Below are 16,657 nucleotides of genomic sequence, written 5' to 3'. Positions count from 1 at the left end.
ATTTTGTCCTCACACTGACATTTGTACAATATGCACTTTTCACAAAAATTCTGTTATTTTTTTATCGAACCACTTGAAAAAATTTCCGAGTTGGAGTATAATGAGAGTATAAAAATTTTAGGAGGTATATCCAATGTCAGTTAAAGTTGCTATTAATGGTTTCGGCCGTATCGGTCGTCTTGCATTCAGACAGATGTTTGATGCTGAGGGTTATGAGGTAGTTGCTATCAACGACCTTACAAAGCCTTCAATGCTCGCTCAGCTCCTCAAGTATGATACAGCTCAGGGCGGTTACTGCGGAAAGATCGGTGAGAACCTTCACACAGTTACAGCTGATGATGAGGCTGGTACAATCACTGTTGACGGCAAGACACTTACAATCTATGCAAAGGCTAACGCTGCAGAGCTTCCTTGGGGCGAGATCGGCGTTGACGTAGTTCTCGAGTGCACAGGTTTCTACTGCTCAAAGGAGAAGTCACAGGCTCATATCGATGCAGGTGCTAAGAAGGTCGTTATCTCTGCTCCCGCAGGCAGCGATCTTCCTACTATCGTTTACAGCGTTAACGAGAAGACTCTCACAAAGGATGACAAGATCATCTCTGCTGCTTCATGCACAACAAACTGCCTCGCTCCTATGGCTAAGGCTCTCAACGACTATGCTCCTATCCAGAGCGGTATCATGAGCACTATCCACGCTTACACAGGCGATCAGATGATCCTTGACGGTCCTCACAGAAAGGGCGACTTCAGAAGAGCAAGAGCAGGCGCTGCTAACATCGTTCCCAACAGCACAGGTGCTGCAAAGGCTATCGGCCTTGTTATCCCTGAGCTCAACGGCAAGCTCATCGGCTCTGCACAGAGAGTTCCTGTTCCCACAGGTTCTACAACAATCCTCACAGCTGTTGTTAAGGGCAGCAACGTAACTAAGGAAGGCATCAACGCTGCTATGAAGGCTGCTGCTTCCGAGTCATTCGGTTACAATGAGGATCAGATCGTTTCTTCTGACGTTATCGGCATGAGATTCGGTTCACTCTTCGATGCTACACAGACAATGGTAGCTGAGATCGGCGACGGTCTCTACGAGGTACAGGTCGTTTCATGGTACGACAACGAGAATTCTTACACATCACAGATGGTAAGAACAATCAAGTACTTTGCAGAGCTCGGCTAATAGCTGAAACTAATGCAATATCAAAGGGCGTTCACTGCGAACGCCCTTTTTGTTTGCCGCGGCTTTTGCGATTGACATTCCGCCGCCGCAGTTGTATAATTAGTTTAGACAACAGGCGGACCGAAAGCGCCGTTATACAGAAAGGGGCTACACTATGTACAACAAATGGAAAAATACAGTCTACATCCTCCACGCTCTTACGGAAAAATACAGTGAGAAGAAACAGCTTCCCCCGTCACAGATACATCAGGATATCCTGCTCCGCTCCATGAAGCTCCTTGAGGACACCGAGCCCGAGGCAGCCGACCTCATCCGTCCCATGATAAAGGTCATGCTCCCCTACACTGTGCTGCCCGACGACAAGGACGACCGCGAAAACGGCGCCGGCAGGCATTATTACTGCGCCTGCAACACCGACGGCAGACCTTTCTCGCCAGTGGGCGGATATTTCCGCAACGGCAAGGACCTGTTCGCACGAAGCGCCCGTACCATGTTCGAGGAGGACTACACCATGGCTCTCACCATGTACCACTCAGGCTTTACGGGTCAGAGCGCTGCCTATCTCGGCAGAGCCGTGCATATGATGTCGGATATGTGCTGTCTCCCCCACGCAGTCAAGTGGACCTATTTCTCCAAGAAGCGCGGTCTCCACATCTCATATGAGGAGCTCGCCGCCGCAATGTATCCCGAGTTCGTGCCCGAACAGACCATAAGCTATGAGCACCTCCGCCGCTTTGCAATGCGAAGCAGCTTTACCACCGCTCTGAATGCAGGCGCTCAGAAGGCAGCAATGGAGATACCCGAAGTCTTATCCTCTCCCGAGGCTGAGATAAAAAAGCGCCTTTATGACACCGAGCAGGCTGTTGCCGCTCTGCTGTACCGTTTTTACCGCGATACCAAGGTAACACCTCTCCGCGGACACTACGCCGCAGACGGCATGGTGTGCCACCCCTTTGCGGATATGCCTGCCCTTGATATAAAGATAACCGAACGGGGCATAACCTTTGAGCTGGCAGGCCTTTCGGTGAACTCACGGCTTGGAAGCGTGTTCCGCGCCGCACACAGACGTGGCGGAAAGTTCTCACTGACTCCCGTGGGCTGCAACAGCGGACTTGTGCTCTCGCGCAGCAGCCGGAAACTCGTCCCCTTTGACCCTCGCGACGAAAAACAGCTCTACGGAATAATATAACTCCCCGCAGCCGTTATGCTTATACGGCAGATTTACGGGCGATATTGAGGAAAACCCTTTTGAAAAAGGGTTCTTCCTCAAACTCCTTTCCTAAAACTTTCAGCATTAAATTCAGCCCCGACAGGGCGCTCACGGTAATACTACCATTTTTCACTTCTTGTGAGGAGCGCCCTGTCGGGGCTGAATTCAGTTATAAAGTCTTTGGAAAAGGGGTATGGGGGAAGAACCTTTCCTCAGAAAGGTTTTCCCCCATAATTACGCATAACCTGCTATATAAGCATCACGGTAAGCGGAAATTATTTATTCAGGAGTCTGTTCTGTATCTCGAGGGCGTCGTTTGCAGTGATACCGTGTCCTGTTTCATATACGTCGCCGTTAAATTTTCCGTGCTCTGTGAGTGAATACTTATCGGGGTTAGCCATAGACTGCATGATAAATATAGCGTCTGCAAGGTCTGTCTCGCCGTCGCAGTTAGCGTCGCCGCTGCGGTCGATATTCATACTGCTCATCATTGCAGCGTTGCTTGCGTATGCATATGAGATATTCTGTCTTGCGCCTGTCTTTGCAGCCTTGAGCTGTTCAACGTACTCGTCGTAGTGCTCATGGACTTCGTTGGGGAACTTATCAAGATAGAGCATGAGGTAGATGTTGGAAATGCTCATATCGTAAATATCACCGCTGACGCCGTCATCGTTGAAGTCGCAGTTTGTCTCGATATTCGTGAGAACTCTCTCGGGGAGGATGCTGTCCGCTCTTGCCACGTTGTTGCTCTTCTCGCGGAGGAATACATTTATATCGTAAATATCATTGATATCGACCACACCGTCGCCGTTGATCTCGGGAATTGACTTTGTGCCGTTGTCGATAGCTTCAACAAGTTCGTTATAGTAGCGCTCATAAAGAGTGTAGTTCTTCTCGGTATACTCGTTCTTGTCAAGTGACTTGAAGTAACCGCCGATGCCGAATCTTGAGAAGCCTTCTCTTACGGTATCAAAGAAAGCGTCGTCCTTGTACTCGGGAAGGATGGGATTATACTTTGTATAGAAGCGCAGCAGGTCAAGTGTGAAAGCCATATCATATTTATAGAAGCCGAAAAGTGTGATCTTTGTTGCTTCAATAGCTCTGTCAAATGTTCCGTCAGCCTTCATTGCGTTATAGAGAGCCTCATCTTCGGGATCGGGAGTAAAGAACTCCTCCTTCATGAAATTGGGACCCAGTGCAGCCTTTGTCTCCTCGTCGAGACTGTTGTACAGAGCCCATTCCTCCTCGGTATGTCTCAGCTCGCGGGGACGCTTCATAATGCTGTCGAGAGTCTGAGCTGCAAAGATATATGCGATATCTTCATAGTCAAATCTTCCGTCAAGATTGATATCGAGCTCATCTATCTTCTCGTCCATAGCCTGTTCAAAGAATTCATAGGACCTTTCCATAGCGTTTGCGCGGTCCATGAGAAGTCTCGAGAACAAATAAGCATTATCCAGCAGGAGCTGCTCTGACTCAGCCTTTCTGTCATACAAAAGCGACCAGTCCCTTGATGTCTCCACGGCATACTCCTCGCCCTCGTTCTTGTTCACCAGCATCTTAGGACCATACTTCTCAGCCTGCTCTTTTGAGAGTTGTTTCATCAGCCCGTCCAAGTCTATATCATCGTGAATTATACCGTGTAAGGACTCAATATCTATAATCCACATCTCCTTGCTGTTGTAAAGAGGGACACTGGAGAGCTGATGCTGAAATATAACATCACTCCATTCATTATAATCCTTGCCGAGCTCCTGAAGATATGCGGTATAATCTGTTATACGCTCATCTCCTGAGTAGACCTCATCGACCAGATCATAATAGCTGTCGGGGCAGTTGCTGCGGAAGTACATGGGGTCGAACCACTGAGTGTCTATATCGTTGTAGAGGAGGTAGTAATCCACAAGGAACTGAGTATCATAGTTGTCGATATAGCCGTCGTGGTTGTAGTCGCCGTTGAGGCGTACCCTCTCTCTCATTTCCTTGGGAGCTCCTGCATTGAATACCGAGCGGTAATGTGCATAGACGTCGAAGATATCGAATGTGCCGTCCTGATTGAGGTCGAGGTCAAAGTCTCCGTTTGCCATCTTGATTATGCACTTAGCGTCGTAGGAATGCTCCTCATAATATACATTTGAAAAATACGGAGGTCTCGGGATACCGTCCGAAGCGGAAGCACTTGCACTTACAGCAGTAGCAGCTGTCATGAGTGCAGATGCGAATGCAGCCATTTTTTTCATTTCAAAACTCCTTTCGTCGATAATTGCGGTGGTGGTAGTAACGACAGGCTGTGTATCCGTGGTCAGGAATGTCTGCGGAACCGCAGATGTGGTCCTCACGGGCTGAGCCGCTGTTGTAGTTCTCACGGGCTGAGCCGCCGATGTAGTTCTTATCGCCGCCGCAGTTGTCACAGCGTTAGTATTGCCTGCTGCCGAAGTTGCAGCAGAGTTAGTGTTGTTGGTATTTGAGTTATTGCCTGCTGCCGAAGGAGAGGTAACGGCAGGATCCTTTGCTGCGGAAGCAGTTGTCTCCGTTTTGTCCGCCGTCTGCGTGATAGCTTCTGCGGAAGTGACCGCCGTGTGAGTTACAGCGGTCTCCCCGCCTGTGACCGTTGTAGCAGTCACAGTCTCATTTTTATCCGCAGATGTTGTCTCCTGTATGATGGTACTGTCGTGATAGTCGCCATGTCTGTCGGGTCTGAGACCGCTTCCCATAGCAGCCCACGCGCAGATGACCGCAACAGCAGCAGCCGCAGCAAAGAACAGTATGATACCGCGTCTGCGTTTTTTATCCGCATTGCCGTCCTGTTCACTGATAAGCCTTGCCATTTTATCCTCAAAGCCGTCGGAGAAATCGTAATCGGGGATATCCTGACCGGTCAGTTCTTCATAAGACTCTGTAAGCGCTTTTTCCAGTGCCTCATTAAGCATATCCTTATTCATACGTTCTCCCCTCCATTCTCAAGAATTTTACCGAGCTCCGTTTTAGCGCGCTGTATACGTTTGTATGCATTGTCTGCCGAGATGCTCAATATCTCGGTGATCTCCTTTACCGAATAACCGTAGACGAATCTGAGAGTCAGAACATCGCGGTACTCGTCTTTAAGCTGAGCGATGGCACTCTGAACGGAGTCGAAGGAATAGCTGTCAGTGCAGAAGGTCCCCGTTTCCTCATCGGGAGCCTCGACAGCCACTACCCTTTTGTTAGCTCTGTACTTATCCAGTGCTGCGTTTCTGACTATTATAACGAGCAGGGAGGTCAGTTTTGGACACTCCATGCGGGAAATTTTCGGAAAAATTTTTGCGGCTCTGAAAAAAGCCTCTGATACGCAGTCTTCGGCATCTGCAAAGTTATTCAGTATCTTCATTGCCGTGAACATCATGAGATTTCTGTTCTTCATGTACATTTCTTCAAATGTTATACCGTCGTTATTGTTCTTATGTGCCGACACTGACTCATCTCCCTTCATATATAATCCCATTTTATATGTATAACGAACCGCACCTGTATTATTGGACAGCAGGATTATGAACATTTTGTAAATAAAATATCTGCCTGTGAAAAGGCACAAAAAAACGCAGACGGAAAAGGTCTGCTCATACAGCAGTTTTACACGCAGTATCAGGGAGCTCTTTTGAAGAAGTGCTTCCCGTAATTCCATTTCCGAGGCTCTGTTTTGTTTTTCTATGGAGAGGACGCTTGATAATGTCTGCCATTTTATTATGTTTAAGGCGTCCTCTTCATAGAAAAACCAGCCAAAAGTCTTTGGAAAAGGGGTTCGGGGGAAGAACCTTTCCTCAGAAAGGTTTTCCCCCGATAGTTACGTATAAACTTCTATATCAACACCTCTGTAATATCAGAGCTCCTGCATTTCGTGAGTGTTGTTCTTGTTCATATCTTCCATTTTCTGTGCATAGGGGTCCTTTATATTGCGCTGTGCCCTGTCCATGTCGTACTCCTTGAGACGGGGCTCAAAATTTGGGAAGCCGTCCTGCTGCTCAAGCCATCTGTACTTCTTTATGTTCATGATGTTTGTGACAACAAAGTACCCGAATACGGCGACCTCCGCAAATCCCAGAACAGAGATGCCGTCAAAAAAGAACATGATACCTATCTCCGCTATAATTATCACTGCCGCAGCAATGGCAAGGGCGGAATCCCTTTTGCGCACGCTCAGTATGCCCAGCACGGAGCCTGCCGCTCCGAGAATGGCAGCTGTCAGGAACCAGATATTCCATGCGATAAGAGCTGCTATCATCATCCATATGGCAAAAGCGATATTCGCGGCAAATATTATGAATATATAGGTCTCTGTTTTTTTGCACTTTTTCATTGCAGTCCTGTTCTGTTTGTATTCTTCTTCAAAATCCACGGTATTTCCCTCCCCGAGACATTATTCTGAAACAATGATAGCATATCTTTGCCGCATTGTCAATCTCTGAGGGAGGCGGTGGGTTTCACGATAATGCAGGAATTGACCTGTCAAAGCTGTTTTTTCAAAAAAACTGTTGACTATTTCGCCATTTTAGTTTATTATATATTTGTATGACTTTTTGAAGAAATCGTTATCGGCTCCTTAACTGACAGAACGGAGCCTTAGGAGTTGTTTCCGTAAATGAACAGAATAAAACGCAGGATGATCTGCGCAGTTACAGGAGTGGCTTTCATGGCAGCTGCGGCGGCAGGAGCCTTCTTTTTCTCCACCGCAAAGGTCAATAAGGCTAAGTACCCGGTCTTCGGCGTGGATGTCTCAAACTATCAGGGAGATATCGACTGGAAGGAGCTTGAAAGCCAGAACGTTTCCTTCGCCTTTATAAAGGCTACCGAGGGAAGCGGCCACACAGACGAGTCAGTCCGCCGCAATCTTGACAGAGCCGCGGGTACGGGCATAAGAGTGTCGGCTTACCACTTCTTCAGCTTCGACAGCGCAGGCGAGACTCAGGCGGATAACTTCATTGCCGCCGTGGGCAGGGACGAGATTGATATGCCGCCCGTTATCGATATCGAGTACTACGCCGACAAGCGCTCGCACAAGCCCTCTCTCGAGGAGACCGAGGCTATACTGAAGCCCCTCCTTGAACGGCTTGAGGCTTACTACGGCGTAAAGCCCATAATATACAGCACCCTCCCCGTCTATTTCAGGTATATCAGGAAGGATTTCTCCGACTATCCCCTGTGGATAAGGAGCGTAAGCTGTGAGCCCGACCTGCTTGACTGGACCTTCTGGCAGTACAGCGACAAGGGCACTCTGACAGGCTATGACGGCGACGAGGAGCATATCGACCTCAACGTGTATAACGGCTCTGCGGAGGACTTCGACAGGCAGTTCGCAAAGGTGTCAAGGAAGGCAGAGCGCAGTGACAACGCAGAAATGCAAGGAAAGGATAAAAAGTGAGACCATTTTATTTAAAAGCACCCGTTAAGGACTATATATGGGGCGGAACAAGACTCAGAGAGCTTTTCGGCAAGGAGGGCGGCGACCGCCTCGCAGAGAGCTGGGAGCTGAGCTGTCACCCCGACGGTGAGTGTTACATCATGGGCGGCGAGTTCGACGGAATGAAGCTCAGCGACTTCGTAAATGAACACCCCGAGGCTGTGGGCTCGGGCTTTAAGAGCGGAGACAGCTTCCCCGTGCTGGTAAAGCTCATCGACGCCAAGAACGACCTGTCCGTGCAGGTCCACCCCAACGATGAATACGCCCACAAATACGAAAACGACAACGGCAAGACCGAGATGTGGTACGTCATTGACGCCGCTCCCGACTCGGAGCTCATCTACGGCTTCAATGAGGAGCTCAGCAAGGAGGACTTCCGCAAGGCTATCGAGAACAACACCCTCATGGAGAAGCTCCGCCGCGTTCCCGTTAAGCAGGGGGACGTTTTCTTCATCGAGCCCGGTACTCTCCATGCCATCGGCAAGGGCATACTCATTGCGGAGATACAGCAGAGCTCCAACGTAACCTACCGCGTTTACGACTACGGCAGGCTTGGCGCGGACGGAAAGCCCCGTCCCCTCCACATTGAAAAGGCACTGGAGGTCACCAATACCAAGCCCCTTGACCCCGAAAGACCCGTTTACGGTCTGGAGCTGGACGGCGTTGTGACTCAGCTTCTGGCGGACTGTCAGTACTTCAACGTCAACCGACACAGGCTCATAAAGGAGCTGGAGCTCTATGCGGATAAGAACTCTTTCGCCCATGTGCTCATGATAGGCGGAAGCGGCGGTGAGCTTGTCGCCGATAACCACAGGCTGGAACTTACTATGGGCTCAAGCGTTTTCGTTCCCGCAGGAACAGGCGCATTTGCTATAAAAGGAAATTGTGATGTCATCGTCACGACTATCCAATAAGGAGGATATAAAATGAAATATTATGTAGGAATCGACCTCGGAGGAACCAACATCGTTGCAGGTGTTGTTGACGAGGAATACAACATCATTGCTAAGGCAAGCACAAAGACAAACTGTCCCAGACCCGAAAAGGAAATTGCCGACGATATGGCAAGAATGGCAATAGAGGCTGTCAAGAACGCAAAGCTCTCCATGGATCAGATAGAGTGGATCGGCGTGGGTACTCCCGGTATCGCAAACAGCGAGACAGGCATCATCGAGTACTCCAACAACCTCGGCTTCAAGAACACTCCCATGGTGAAGTACATACAGGAGACCATCGACAAGCCCGTTTTCATCGAGAATGACGCCAATGCAGCTGCTTACGGCGAGTTCGTGGCAGGTGCTGCAAAGGGTGCAAAGAACGCTGTATGTATCACTCTCGGCACAGGCGTTGGCGGCGGTATCATCATCGACGGCAGGATCTACTCAGGCTCAAACTTTGCAGGCGCTGAGATCGGTCACACTGTTATCGAAGTTGACGGCGCACAGTGCTCCTGCGGCAGAAAGGGCTGCTTCGAGGCTTATTCCTCAGCTACGGGTCTTATCCGCATGACAAAGGAAGCTATCGCAGAGCACCCCGACTGCATCATGGCTCAGTCCGAGAAGGAAAAGGGCAAGGTTACTGCACGCACCTCATTTGACTGCATGAGAGCAGGCGACAAGTATGCAAAGGCTGTTGTTGACAAGTACATCAAGTACCTGGCAGCAGGTATCACCAATACCATCAACATCTTCCAGCCCGATATCCTCTGTATCGGCGGCGGCGTGTGCAACGAGGGGGATCCCCTTCTCCTGCCTATGAAGGAGCTTGTTGCCAAGGAAGTCTACACACGCAACTCCGAGAAGAACACCGAGATAGTTATTGCCAAGCTGGGCAACGACGCAGGTATCATCGGTGCAGCATTCCTCGGACGCGCTAATCAGTAATTTAGTAAGTAGTAAGTAGTGAGTAGTTATTAGCTATTAGTGCATAGTGCTTAGTGGGGCGCCTTTCGGGCGCCCTTGCTGATTATTACAGAAAGCTGCCCGTCCCTGCATGGGGGACTGACTTTCTCCCTTCTCCCTTTCTCTCTTCCTTCCCTTCTCCCTTCATTCAATGATTTAACGCAATAAAGCACATTGACTGCATTCAAGAGGCAAGGGAAGGAAGAGACATACATTGTCTCTGTTACGGAATGACTAACGGCAAATAACTAAGCACTAACCACTAATCACTAACAACTCAAAAACACTTTCTCCCTTTCTTTCTTACACTGTTACTTTTAGTATAAAAGCATAAGCATAACTTTACAGAGAGTAAGGAAGTAAGAAAGAAAGAGTGAAACATTGTCACTGTTACTTTTCGGAAAAGCGCATGGGCTCTTTATAATAAGTAAGGGGGAAAGGGAGAAGGAGGAATCATTTTTCCCTGTGCACAGAAAAGAGGCGCCCCTGAGGACGCCCCTTACAATTACATTATCATCACGGACGGCGAAACGCCGCCCCTACAAGCTGACAGCTCGGAACTAAGCACTAACCACTAAAGCCTTATTTCGCCATATTGCGGTACTGATTGGGTGTTACGCCGACTGTGGCAAGGAACTGGCGCAGGAAGTACTTGCTGTCCACATAGCCGCACTGCTCCGCTATCTCCGCCATGCTCAGCGGTGTTACGGTCAGGCAGTAGGTCGCCTTTGCCATTCTCGCGTTTATGCAGTCTTTATGTATGCTGACCCCGAAGCACTTCTTGTATACCTCGCGGAGATGTCCTGCACTGTAGGGATAGAGCTTCTGGAGCTTCTCCGACTCAAAGCTGTCCTGCGGATTGCTGTATATATAGCTTCTGATATGGAGCATATCGTCATAGTGGGGACGCATACGCATCTCCATCTTCTCGCGCTGGCGCTCCGCAAGAATATCCGAGCACATTCCCGTAAGCTTGGTGTATGACTTCTCATTGCACTTCACAGCCGCGCAGACAAATGAGTCTATGCCGTACTGCTCCGTATAGACGGTGTGCTGGAGCATTATGGATTCAAGTCTGCTCTCGAGGAGAGACAGGTCGGTATCGCCCTGAATTATGCAGGCAAAGGTATTGTCGTTTATCCTGCCGCAGATGTCGCTGCTTCCGCAGAACTGTGTAACAGCTTCCGCGGCGTCCATGATAGCAGGTATCTTGCCGCTGAGCTCATAGAAGCCTGCATTGGATATACCTATCCTCATCATCACAAGGCTGTTCTCCTGATCGTCGATATCAATGGAGTGATATGCCTTTCTCATGCCCGTGTCGTTGTACATTCCCGTGAGGGTATCGCGGAGGTCGGAAAGGTTCTGGCACTGGGTAAGGTACTGTATATCGTTCTTCATTCGCAGGAACTCAAGACCGTTGGACACCGACTTCAGCCAGTTGCGGTAGATGTCGTCATAGGTGTCTGGGTCGTGGTACTTCAGTACAAGATGACCGAAAAGCCTGTCGTTGAAGAACAGCGGATTGAAATAGTACACCGCAGGTTCAAAATTCTTGGAAAGCAGTGCGGAGAAGTTATACTTCTGCATATCAAAGGGAGTTCTGTCCTCCCAGCTCACCATGCTCTGACAGGAGAGGATATCCGTAAGCTCCGCGTCGCTGTCGTACCAGTTCTTGTAAAGGCAAAGGTAGAAGCTCTGTATGCCTCTTACCTGCCAGTGAAAGGTGCCGCATATATCCACGAATTCGTTGAGGGTCCTGCACTCAGTAAGCTTCTGGTCCAGAGGGTTGAACAGGTTCCAGTTGTCGTACTCTTTCTTGATTCTGGCGCTTTTCAGCTCCTGTGTATAGAGGTCGCGGTCCATGCCGCAGGAGCAGCTTGTGCCGCATATCATCTCGCCCCTTGGCGGCGAGAACAGGAACTCGCGCTTTTTCAGGCGGCTGTATACCATGTTTGCCGCGTCCTCGCCTATGGACTCGCGGTTTCTCTTATAAGTAGTAAGGAGAGGCTGGTGCATGAAGCGGTCGCCCACGAACTCATAGCCCACAACGGTAACGTCATCGGGCACCTTTATGCCCAGCTCGTCAAATTTGTCGATCAGACCGTAAGCCATATAGTCGTTGGCGCAGACCACAGCCTGAGGCAGCTTCAGCTCCCCCTTGTGGTAGCGCTCGGCAAGCTCCTCGCCCGAGTTCATCCAGAAGTTTCCGAAGTGTACACGCTTCTCGTCGTACTCAATGCCGTGCTTTTCCAGTGACTTTCGATAGCCGCTGACACGGAGATTTGACGCCTCTATGAAGTCATAGCCCGTTATTATGTCGATCTCGGTAAAGCCATGCTTCTCCACAAGGTGATCCGTGATGTCCTCGATATCGTTCTCGTCGCTGGTATTGATGAATGTACAGTGCGGAAGGTCCATTTCGGGGAGATAAGTCCCAACTACAACGATAGGGATATTCTTTCGTGAAAGATGATCGGCGATCATCTTCCTCAGCTCCTCATTGACAAATGATTCCGAAATAACTATAAGCCCGTCAAGTTCATCCGAGAGGATAAGGTCGTATATCCTGTTTTCGCAGAACAGCTCTTTTTCCTTGACATTGGGGTTGTAGTTATTGGAAAAGATAATAGTATCGATCCCGACGCACTGATCAAATCTTGCAATTCCCTTTATGATCTGGCGCTGTTCGATGCTGTTTGCCTCCGCAGCAACTACGCCGAAGATCATTCTCTTTTTCTTGATCAAGTTTTCCACCCCTATAAAATTTACAGCGGCTGACTGCGAACTCCCGTATTCTGCTGCGCCCGTAAATGCAGAATATCCACAAGTCAACCTATAAACAATAGAAATCAACTTTATTATACATGAATTATTCAAAATTGTCAATGAACTTTTCTGCGTTTTTTCCACCAAAACCGCATTTTTGACAGTTTAATATTTTTATACCGTTATAGCGTACAATCAGCGGTGCTTTTCTTTGTGAAATTTGCTGATTTTTTGTGCTATTTGCAGCAATCTATGCTCTCATCGACACTTATGTTATGAATTCGAATTCAAAGGAGGGATTCGCATGAACGACTACTCAGCAGACGTCAGACTCGCCCGAGAAGGTGACACGGAGGCTTTCGCAAGACTTTACTCGACCGTATATGAGGACCTTTACCATATCGCTCTTTACAGTCTGCGATCTCCCGATGACGCTGCGGACACCGTCAGCGACACCGTACTGGACGCGTTCTGCTCAATAAAAAAGCTCAGGGACCCCAATAAGTTCCGGAGCTGGATAATGACAATACTCGCTGCAAAGATAAAAAGGAAACAGCTCACATATTACGTCCCTGCCGAAGAGCTTAGCAGCGACTCTCCCCTTGCCGACGGCTTTGACTTTGAGTCCGTCGAGCTGAGAGACGCCGTTGGGAAACTGGACGATGAATCAAAACTTATGCTGTCAATGTCAGTTCTCGGCGGCTACACCAGTGAGGAGATCTCCACGGTCTGCGGTATCAAGGCAGGCACCGTAAGATCAAAGCTGGCAAGGATAAAGGAAAGGCTCAGGCTTGAGCTTACTCCCGAAATATGAAAGGAGAATGTTTATGAACAATGACGATAAGCTCAGAGAACAGCTGAAGTCAGAGCCCGTTCCCGACAGGCTCAGACCCGAAAACATAAAGAAAATGCTGGACGAACAGGCTCCAAAGAAAAAGAGAAGCGGTATCTCCGTTGCAGGAAGGATAACCGCAGCAGCGGCTGCCTGCGCCGTTATAGGCGGAACTGCCGCATACACCATGAACAACGGAAAGATAAATAGAAAGAGCGCTGACTCTCTCATCAAGGAGGGAAGCGCTGTTACCGCCCCCGACGGCACAACCACGGCTCCCGATCAGGAGCTGAAAAAGCTGGAAAGCTATATGAGCGGCGCAAAGGACTATGAGCAGGTATACACCATGTTCAAAGACGCTGCCGACAGAGCCGAAAAGGAACGCAAGCTTCAGGAAAAGAGAAACCGCTACAAGAATGATGTGGTCTATGGAGCTGAGGCGGATGAAGCGATTGAGTTCGCAGACACAGGATCAGGCGCCATCGAAAGCGGATTGGATTCCCCTGACGCTTCCGCTCCCGACTTTGAGATAGCTCCCGATGTTGAGCTCGGTACCGAGCCTGCAACTGAACCAAATGCGGAACCCGACACTGAACCTGTTACAGAACCCGACACTGAACCTGCGACTGAGCCTGATACAGAACCTGCCACAGAGCCCGATGAGGAGACTCCCGAGCACTCCGACACCTACCATCAGGAGCAGAACGTCCTTGAGGCTGACATCGTAAAGACAGACGGCAGGCATATTTATTATATATGCTCTCCCAATGACGAGGAATATATAAACCACCCCACACTGAGAGTTGCCGATGTCAAGGACGGTGAGTTCACAGGAAACTATTCCGTTGATATCAAGAATGACATAGCTCCCGATGCACAGCCATATACCATAAGCATTACGGATATGTATGTCTATAACGATATGATAGTTGTCATCGGAACCAACAACGACTCAGCATATCTCAATTCCAATTTTGCAACAAGAACGGCTCAGCGCTGCGGAACCACCTTCGCGGCATTCTACACCACAGGTGACGAGCCTCAGCTCATAGACGTATACTCTCAGGACGGCTATTACAATGACGTCAGGATATCTCCCGACGGCTATATGCTCCTTATCACCAATTATTCCACCTGCAGCTTCAAGGAAGTGGAGGAGAGCAACGAGCCCGTCAATTATATCCCCTGCTGCGGCATGGGCGATGACTGTGACATTCTTCCTCCCGAGGATATACTCCTTCCCGAGGGCGGCTTCGGCACAAGCGACTGGCTGTCATACTCTGTTGTAGGCAGCATAGACCTTACCGAGAGCGGCGCTCCCTCAGTACACGACACAAAGACACTGGCAGGCTATTCGGGCAGCATATACTGCTCAGCCGACAACCTCTACACTGCGTCAGACCGCTGGGATACAAGCAACGTCACCGACATCACCCGTATCTCTGTAAGCGGCGGAGACATTGTCCCCATGGCAAGCGGCGTTATCAACGGCACAGTCAAGGACCAGTTCTCAATGAGCGAGTATGACGGATACTTCCGCGTGGCTGCTACCTACACCGAGTTCAAGGAGACCTTCCACAGATTTGATACGGACGACGGCTTCTTTGAGGGAATAATAGACTACTTCACAAGCAGCGACGAGGGCTATTACAGCTATGAAAGAGTAAATCAGGACAGCAGAGTCTATGTAATGGATATGGACCTCAATATAGTGGGAAGCGTTGACGGTCTGGGCAAGGATGAGGAGATAAAGTCAGCAAGCTTCAGCGGCAATATGGCTTATGTAGTCACCTTCCGCCAGACAGACCCCCTCTACGCAGTTGACCTCAGTGACCCCACGGCTCCTGTTGTGCTGGACGAGTTCAAGATAAACGGCTTCAGCACCTATATGCAGAGCTGGGGCGAGGGACTCCTCTTCGGCTTCGGTCAGGACGCCAATGATGCAGGCAGGATAACAGGCGTAAGAATGACCATGTTCGACAACTCCGACCCCAACGACCTGAAGGCGGCTGACGTCTATACATGGGACAACATCTACTACGACGAATACTACACAGGCACAGAATTCTCATCAACAGCCGTTTGGGACAGAAAGGCTCTCCTGATAGCTCCCGAAAAGAACCTCATAGGCGTGCCCATAAATATCCTGAATTACAGCGATGACTGGTATGACAGGGAAAATACCACAAAGTACGAGTTCTTCAGCTTCGAGGACGGCAGCTTCGTACACAAGGGCGAGATCTCCGAAACATTCAGCGATGTTGACACCAAAGGTTTCTCTGACTACAACAGGGCCCTCTATATAGGAGACTATGTTTACGTCCTCTCCGGCAGTAAGTTCGTATCTGCTGACATTGAGACCTTGGAGATAACCGACGAGCTCACATTTGATACGCCGCAGTCCTATGGGGCATATTAAGGCAAACACAGCACTTACCCCATAACATGATATAGTCTGACATAAAACGAGCCATAGTACTTCCGGCAGATACAGAGGAAGTACTATGGCTTTTGCTTTGCCATGTTAAATTACTGCGCGAACCCCAGAAATGCAAATGTCATAGGAATTATGCCCATAAAGCAAGGGAAAACAAATATACCTGCCAGTCCGAGGATAAGGTATACCTTTCCGCTTTTCTGGTGGCCGCCTCCGAGACTTATGGCACCGTAAATAATGCCGAATATAGGTATCAGGAGAGAAACTATCACCAGCGCCACATTCACCTGATCGGGTCCGTTCATGGTGAACTGCCCCGGACCTGACACAGGACGCCTTGTATTGTCGGCGTTTCTGTTTTCAAGGAACGAATCACAGTACGGACACTTTACATCGTTTTCGTATACAGATGCTCCACAGTGAGGACAAGTCATATTCTTATAACCCCTTTCCGTTTTTATCTTTGTGAGGCAGCAAAAAAGCCCATAAGAGCAGCAAGAAGTACCAAAAGCAATGAAACTCCCAGAGACAGACCTGCTGCCAGCAGGTAAGCCTTGCCTGCGCGCTTCTCGCCGCCGCTCAGGCTGGCAACTCCGTATATAAATCCTGCCAGCGGGATAAGTACCGAGAATATTATTATACCGACCTCGGGCGGTTCGTTGGCAGGGTCAAAGGGCTGTCGGCGGTACATATAAGGCGGAGGATAACTCCCCTGCTGAGGCGGAGGAGGATAGCTTCCCTGCGGCGGATAATCCATCCCACGCGGCTGATAGTTCCCCTGCACAGGCGGATACAGACCGTATCGCCTCATGTACACAGGGTCGGGAGTTCCGCAGAACTGACAGGTAGGCATCATTCCGCTGAGCTCAGCACCGCAGGTCTCACATTTCATAGTCTTTCCCC

At 49.5% G+C, this 16,657-nt stretch carries 13 protein-coding genes; 7 read left to right on the top strand and 6 right to left on the bottom strand.

Annotation, left to right across the window (positions count from 1 at the left end; translation table 11 throughout):
* Positions 1-133: 133 nt before the first annotated feature.
* Complete coding sequence (gene gap, locus DSZ37_RS12425) at positions 134-1,171, top strand: type I glyceraldehyde-3-phosphate dehydrogenase (protein ID WP_109727217.1); 1,038 nt, start codon at positions 134-136, stop codon at positions 1,169-1,171.
* A gap of 154 nt (positions 1,172-1,325) precedes the next feature.
* A complete protein-coding gene (locus tag DSZ37_RS12420) occupies positions 1,326-2,360 on the top strand; it encodes a hypothetical protein (RefSeq protein ID WP_109727216.1) in 1,035 nt (344 codons plus the stop codon).
* 296 nt (positions 2,361-2,656) lie between these two features.
* On the opposite strand, the gene DSZ37_RS12415 is transcribed toward DSZ37_RS12420, so the two are convergent.
* The 3 genes from DSZ37_RS12415 to DSZ37_RS12405 form a co-directional block, all read right to left on the bottom strand.
* Positions 2,657-5,323 (bottom strand): hypothetical protein, encoded by a 2,667-nt coding sequence (locus tag DSZ37_RS12415; RefSeq protein WP_109727215.1) that lies wholly within the window; start codon positions 5,321-5,323, stop codon positions 2,657-2,659.
* A complete protein-coding gene (locus DSZ37_RS12410) occupies positions 5,320-5,850 on the bottom strand; it encodes an RNA polymerase sigma factor (RefSeq protein ID WP_181380312.1) in 531 nt (176 codons plus the stop codon). The genes DSZ37_RS12415 and DSZ37_RS12410 overlap by 4 nt, the downstream gene beginning before the upstream one ends.
* 387 nt (positions 5,851-6,237) lie before the next feature.
* Entirely contained in the window at positions 6,238-6,753 is a 516-nt protein-coding gene (locus DSZ37_RS12405) for a hypothetical protein (protein WP_109727213.1), read from the bottom strand.
* Positions 6,754-6,996: 243 nt separating this feature from the next.
* Between DSZ37_RS12405 and DSZ37_RS12400 the strand changes: the two genes are divergently transcribed.
* Genes DSZ37_RS12400 through DSZ37_RS12390 form a run of 3 tightly spaced genes read left to right on the top strand, consistent with a single transcriptional unit; the run spans position 6,997 to position 9,698 of the window.
* A complete protein-coding gene (locus DSZ37_RS12400) occupies positions 6,997-7,776 on the top strand; it encodes a GH25 family lysozyme (protein WP_109727212.1) in 780 nt (259 codons plus the stop codon).
* The gene (locus tag DSZ37_RS12395) at positions 7,773-8,729 is read left to right on the top strand and encodes a type I phosphomannose isomerase catalytic subunit (RefSeq protein WP_109727211.1); all 957 of its coding nucleotides are present in this window, start codon (positions 7,773-7,775) and stop codon (positions 8,727-8,729) included. Before DSZ37_RS12400 ends, DSZ37_RS12395 begins: the two co-directional genes overlap by 4 nt.
* 12 nt (positions 8,730-8,741) lie before the next feature.
* Positions 8,742-9,698 (top strand): ROK family protein, encoded by a 957-nt coding sequence (locus DSZ37_RS12390; RefSeq protein WP_109727210.1) that lies wholly within the window; start codon positions 8,742-8,744, stop codon positions 9,696-9,698.
* 600 nt (positions 9,699-10,298) lie between these two features.
* Here DSZ37_RS12390 and DSZ37_RS12385 read toward each other — a convergent pair.
* On the bottom strand, positions 10,299-12,473 hold the full coding sequence (locus DSZ37_RS12385; RefSeq protein WP_242978625.1) for a substrate-binding domain-containing protein: 2,175 nt from the start codon (positions 12,471-12,473) through the stop codon (positions 10,299-10,301).
* A gap of 316 nt (positions 12,474-12,789) precedes the next feature.
* Here DSZ37_RS12385 and DSZ37_RS12380 point away from each other — a divergent pair, with 316 nt between their 5' ends.
* Both DSZ37_RS12380 and DSZ37_RS12375 read left to right on the top strand, forming a co-directional pair.
* Entirely contained in the window at positions 12,790-13,299 is a 510-nt protein-coding gene (locus DSZ37_RS12380) for an RNA polymerase sigma factor (RefSeq protein WP_109727209.1), read from the top strand.
* 13 nt (positions 13,300-13,312) lie between these two features.
* On the top strand, positions 13,313-15,736 hold the full coding sequence (locus DSZ37_RS12375) for a beta-propeller domain-containing protein (protein WP_109727208.1): 2,424 nt from the start codon (positions 13,313-13,315) through the stop codon (positions 15,734-15,736).
* A 110-nt stretch (positions 15,737-15,846) separates the two neighbouring features.
* Here DSZ37_RS12375 and DSZ37_RS12370 read toward each other — a convergent pair whose 3' ends face one another.
* On the bottom strand, positions 15,847-16,188 hold the full coding sequence (locus tag DSZ37_RS12370; RefSeq protein WP_109727207.1) for a hypothetical protein: 342 nt from the start codon (positions 16,186-16,188) through the stop codon (positions 15,847-15,849).
* 23 nt (positions 16,189-16,211) lie between these two features.
* Complete coding sequence (locus tag DSZ37_RS17880) at positions 16,212-16,646, bottom strand: hypothetical protein (protein ID WP_207655913.1); 435 nt, start codon at positions 16,644-16,646, stop codon at positions 16,212-16,214.
* Positions 16,647-16,657: the final 11 nt, after the last annotated feature.

This window comes from Ruminococcus flavefaciens (assembly GCF_900116855.1).
GTDB classification, from domain to species: domain Bacteria; phylum Bacillota; class Clostridia; order Oscillospirales; family Ruminococcaceae; genus Ruminococcus; species Ruminococcus flavefaciens_R.
This window is presented reverse-complemented; position numbering and strand designations above follow the sequence as displayed.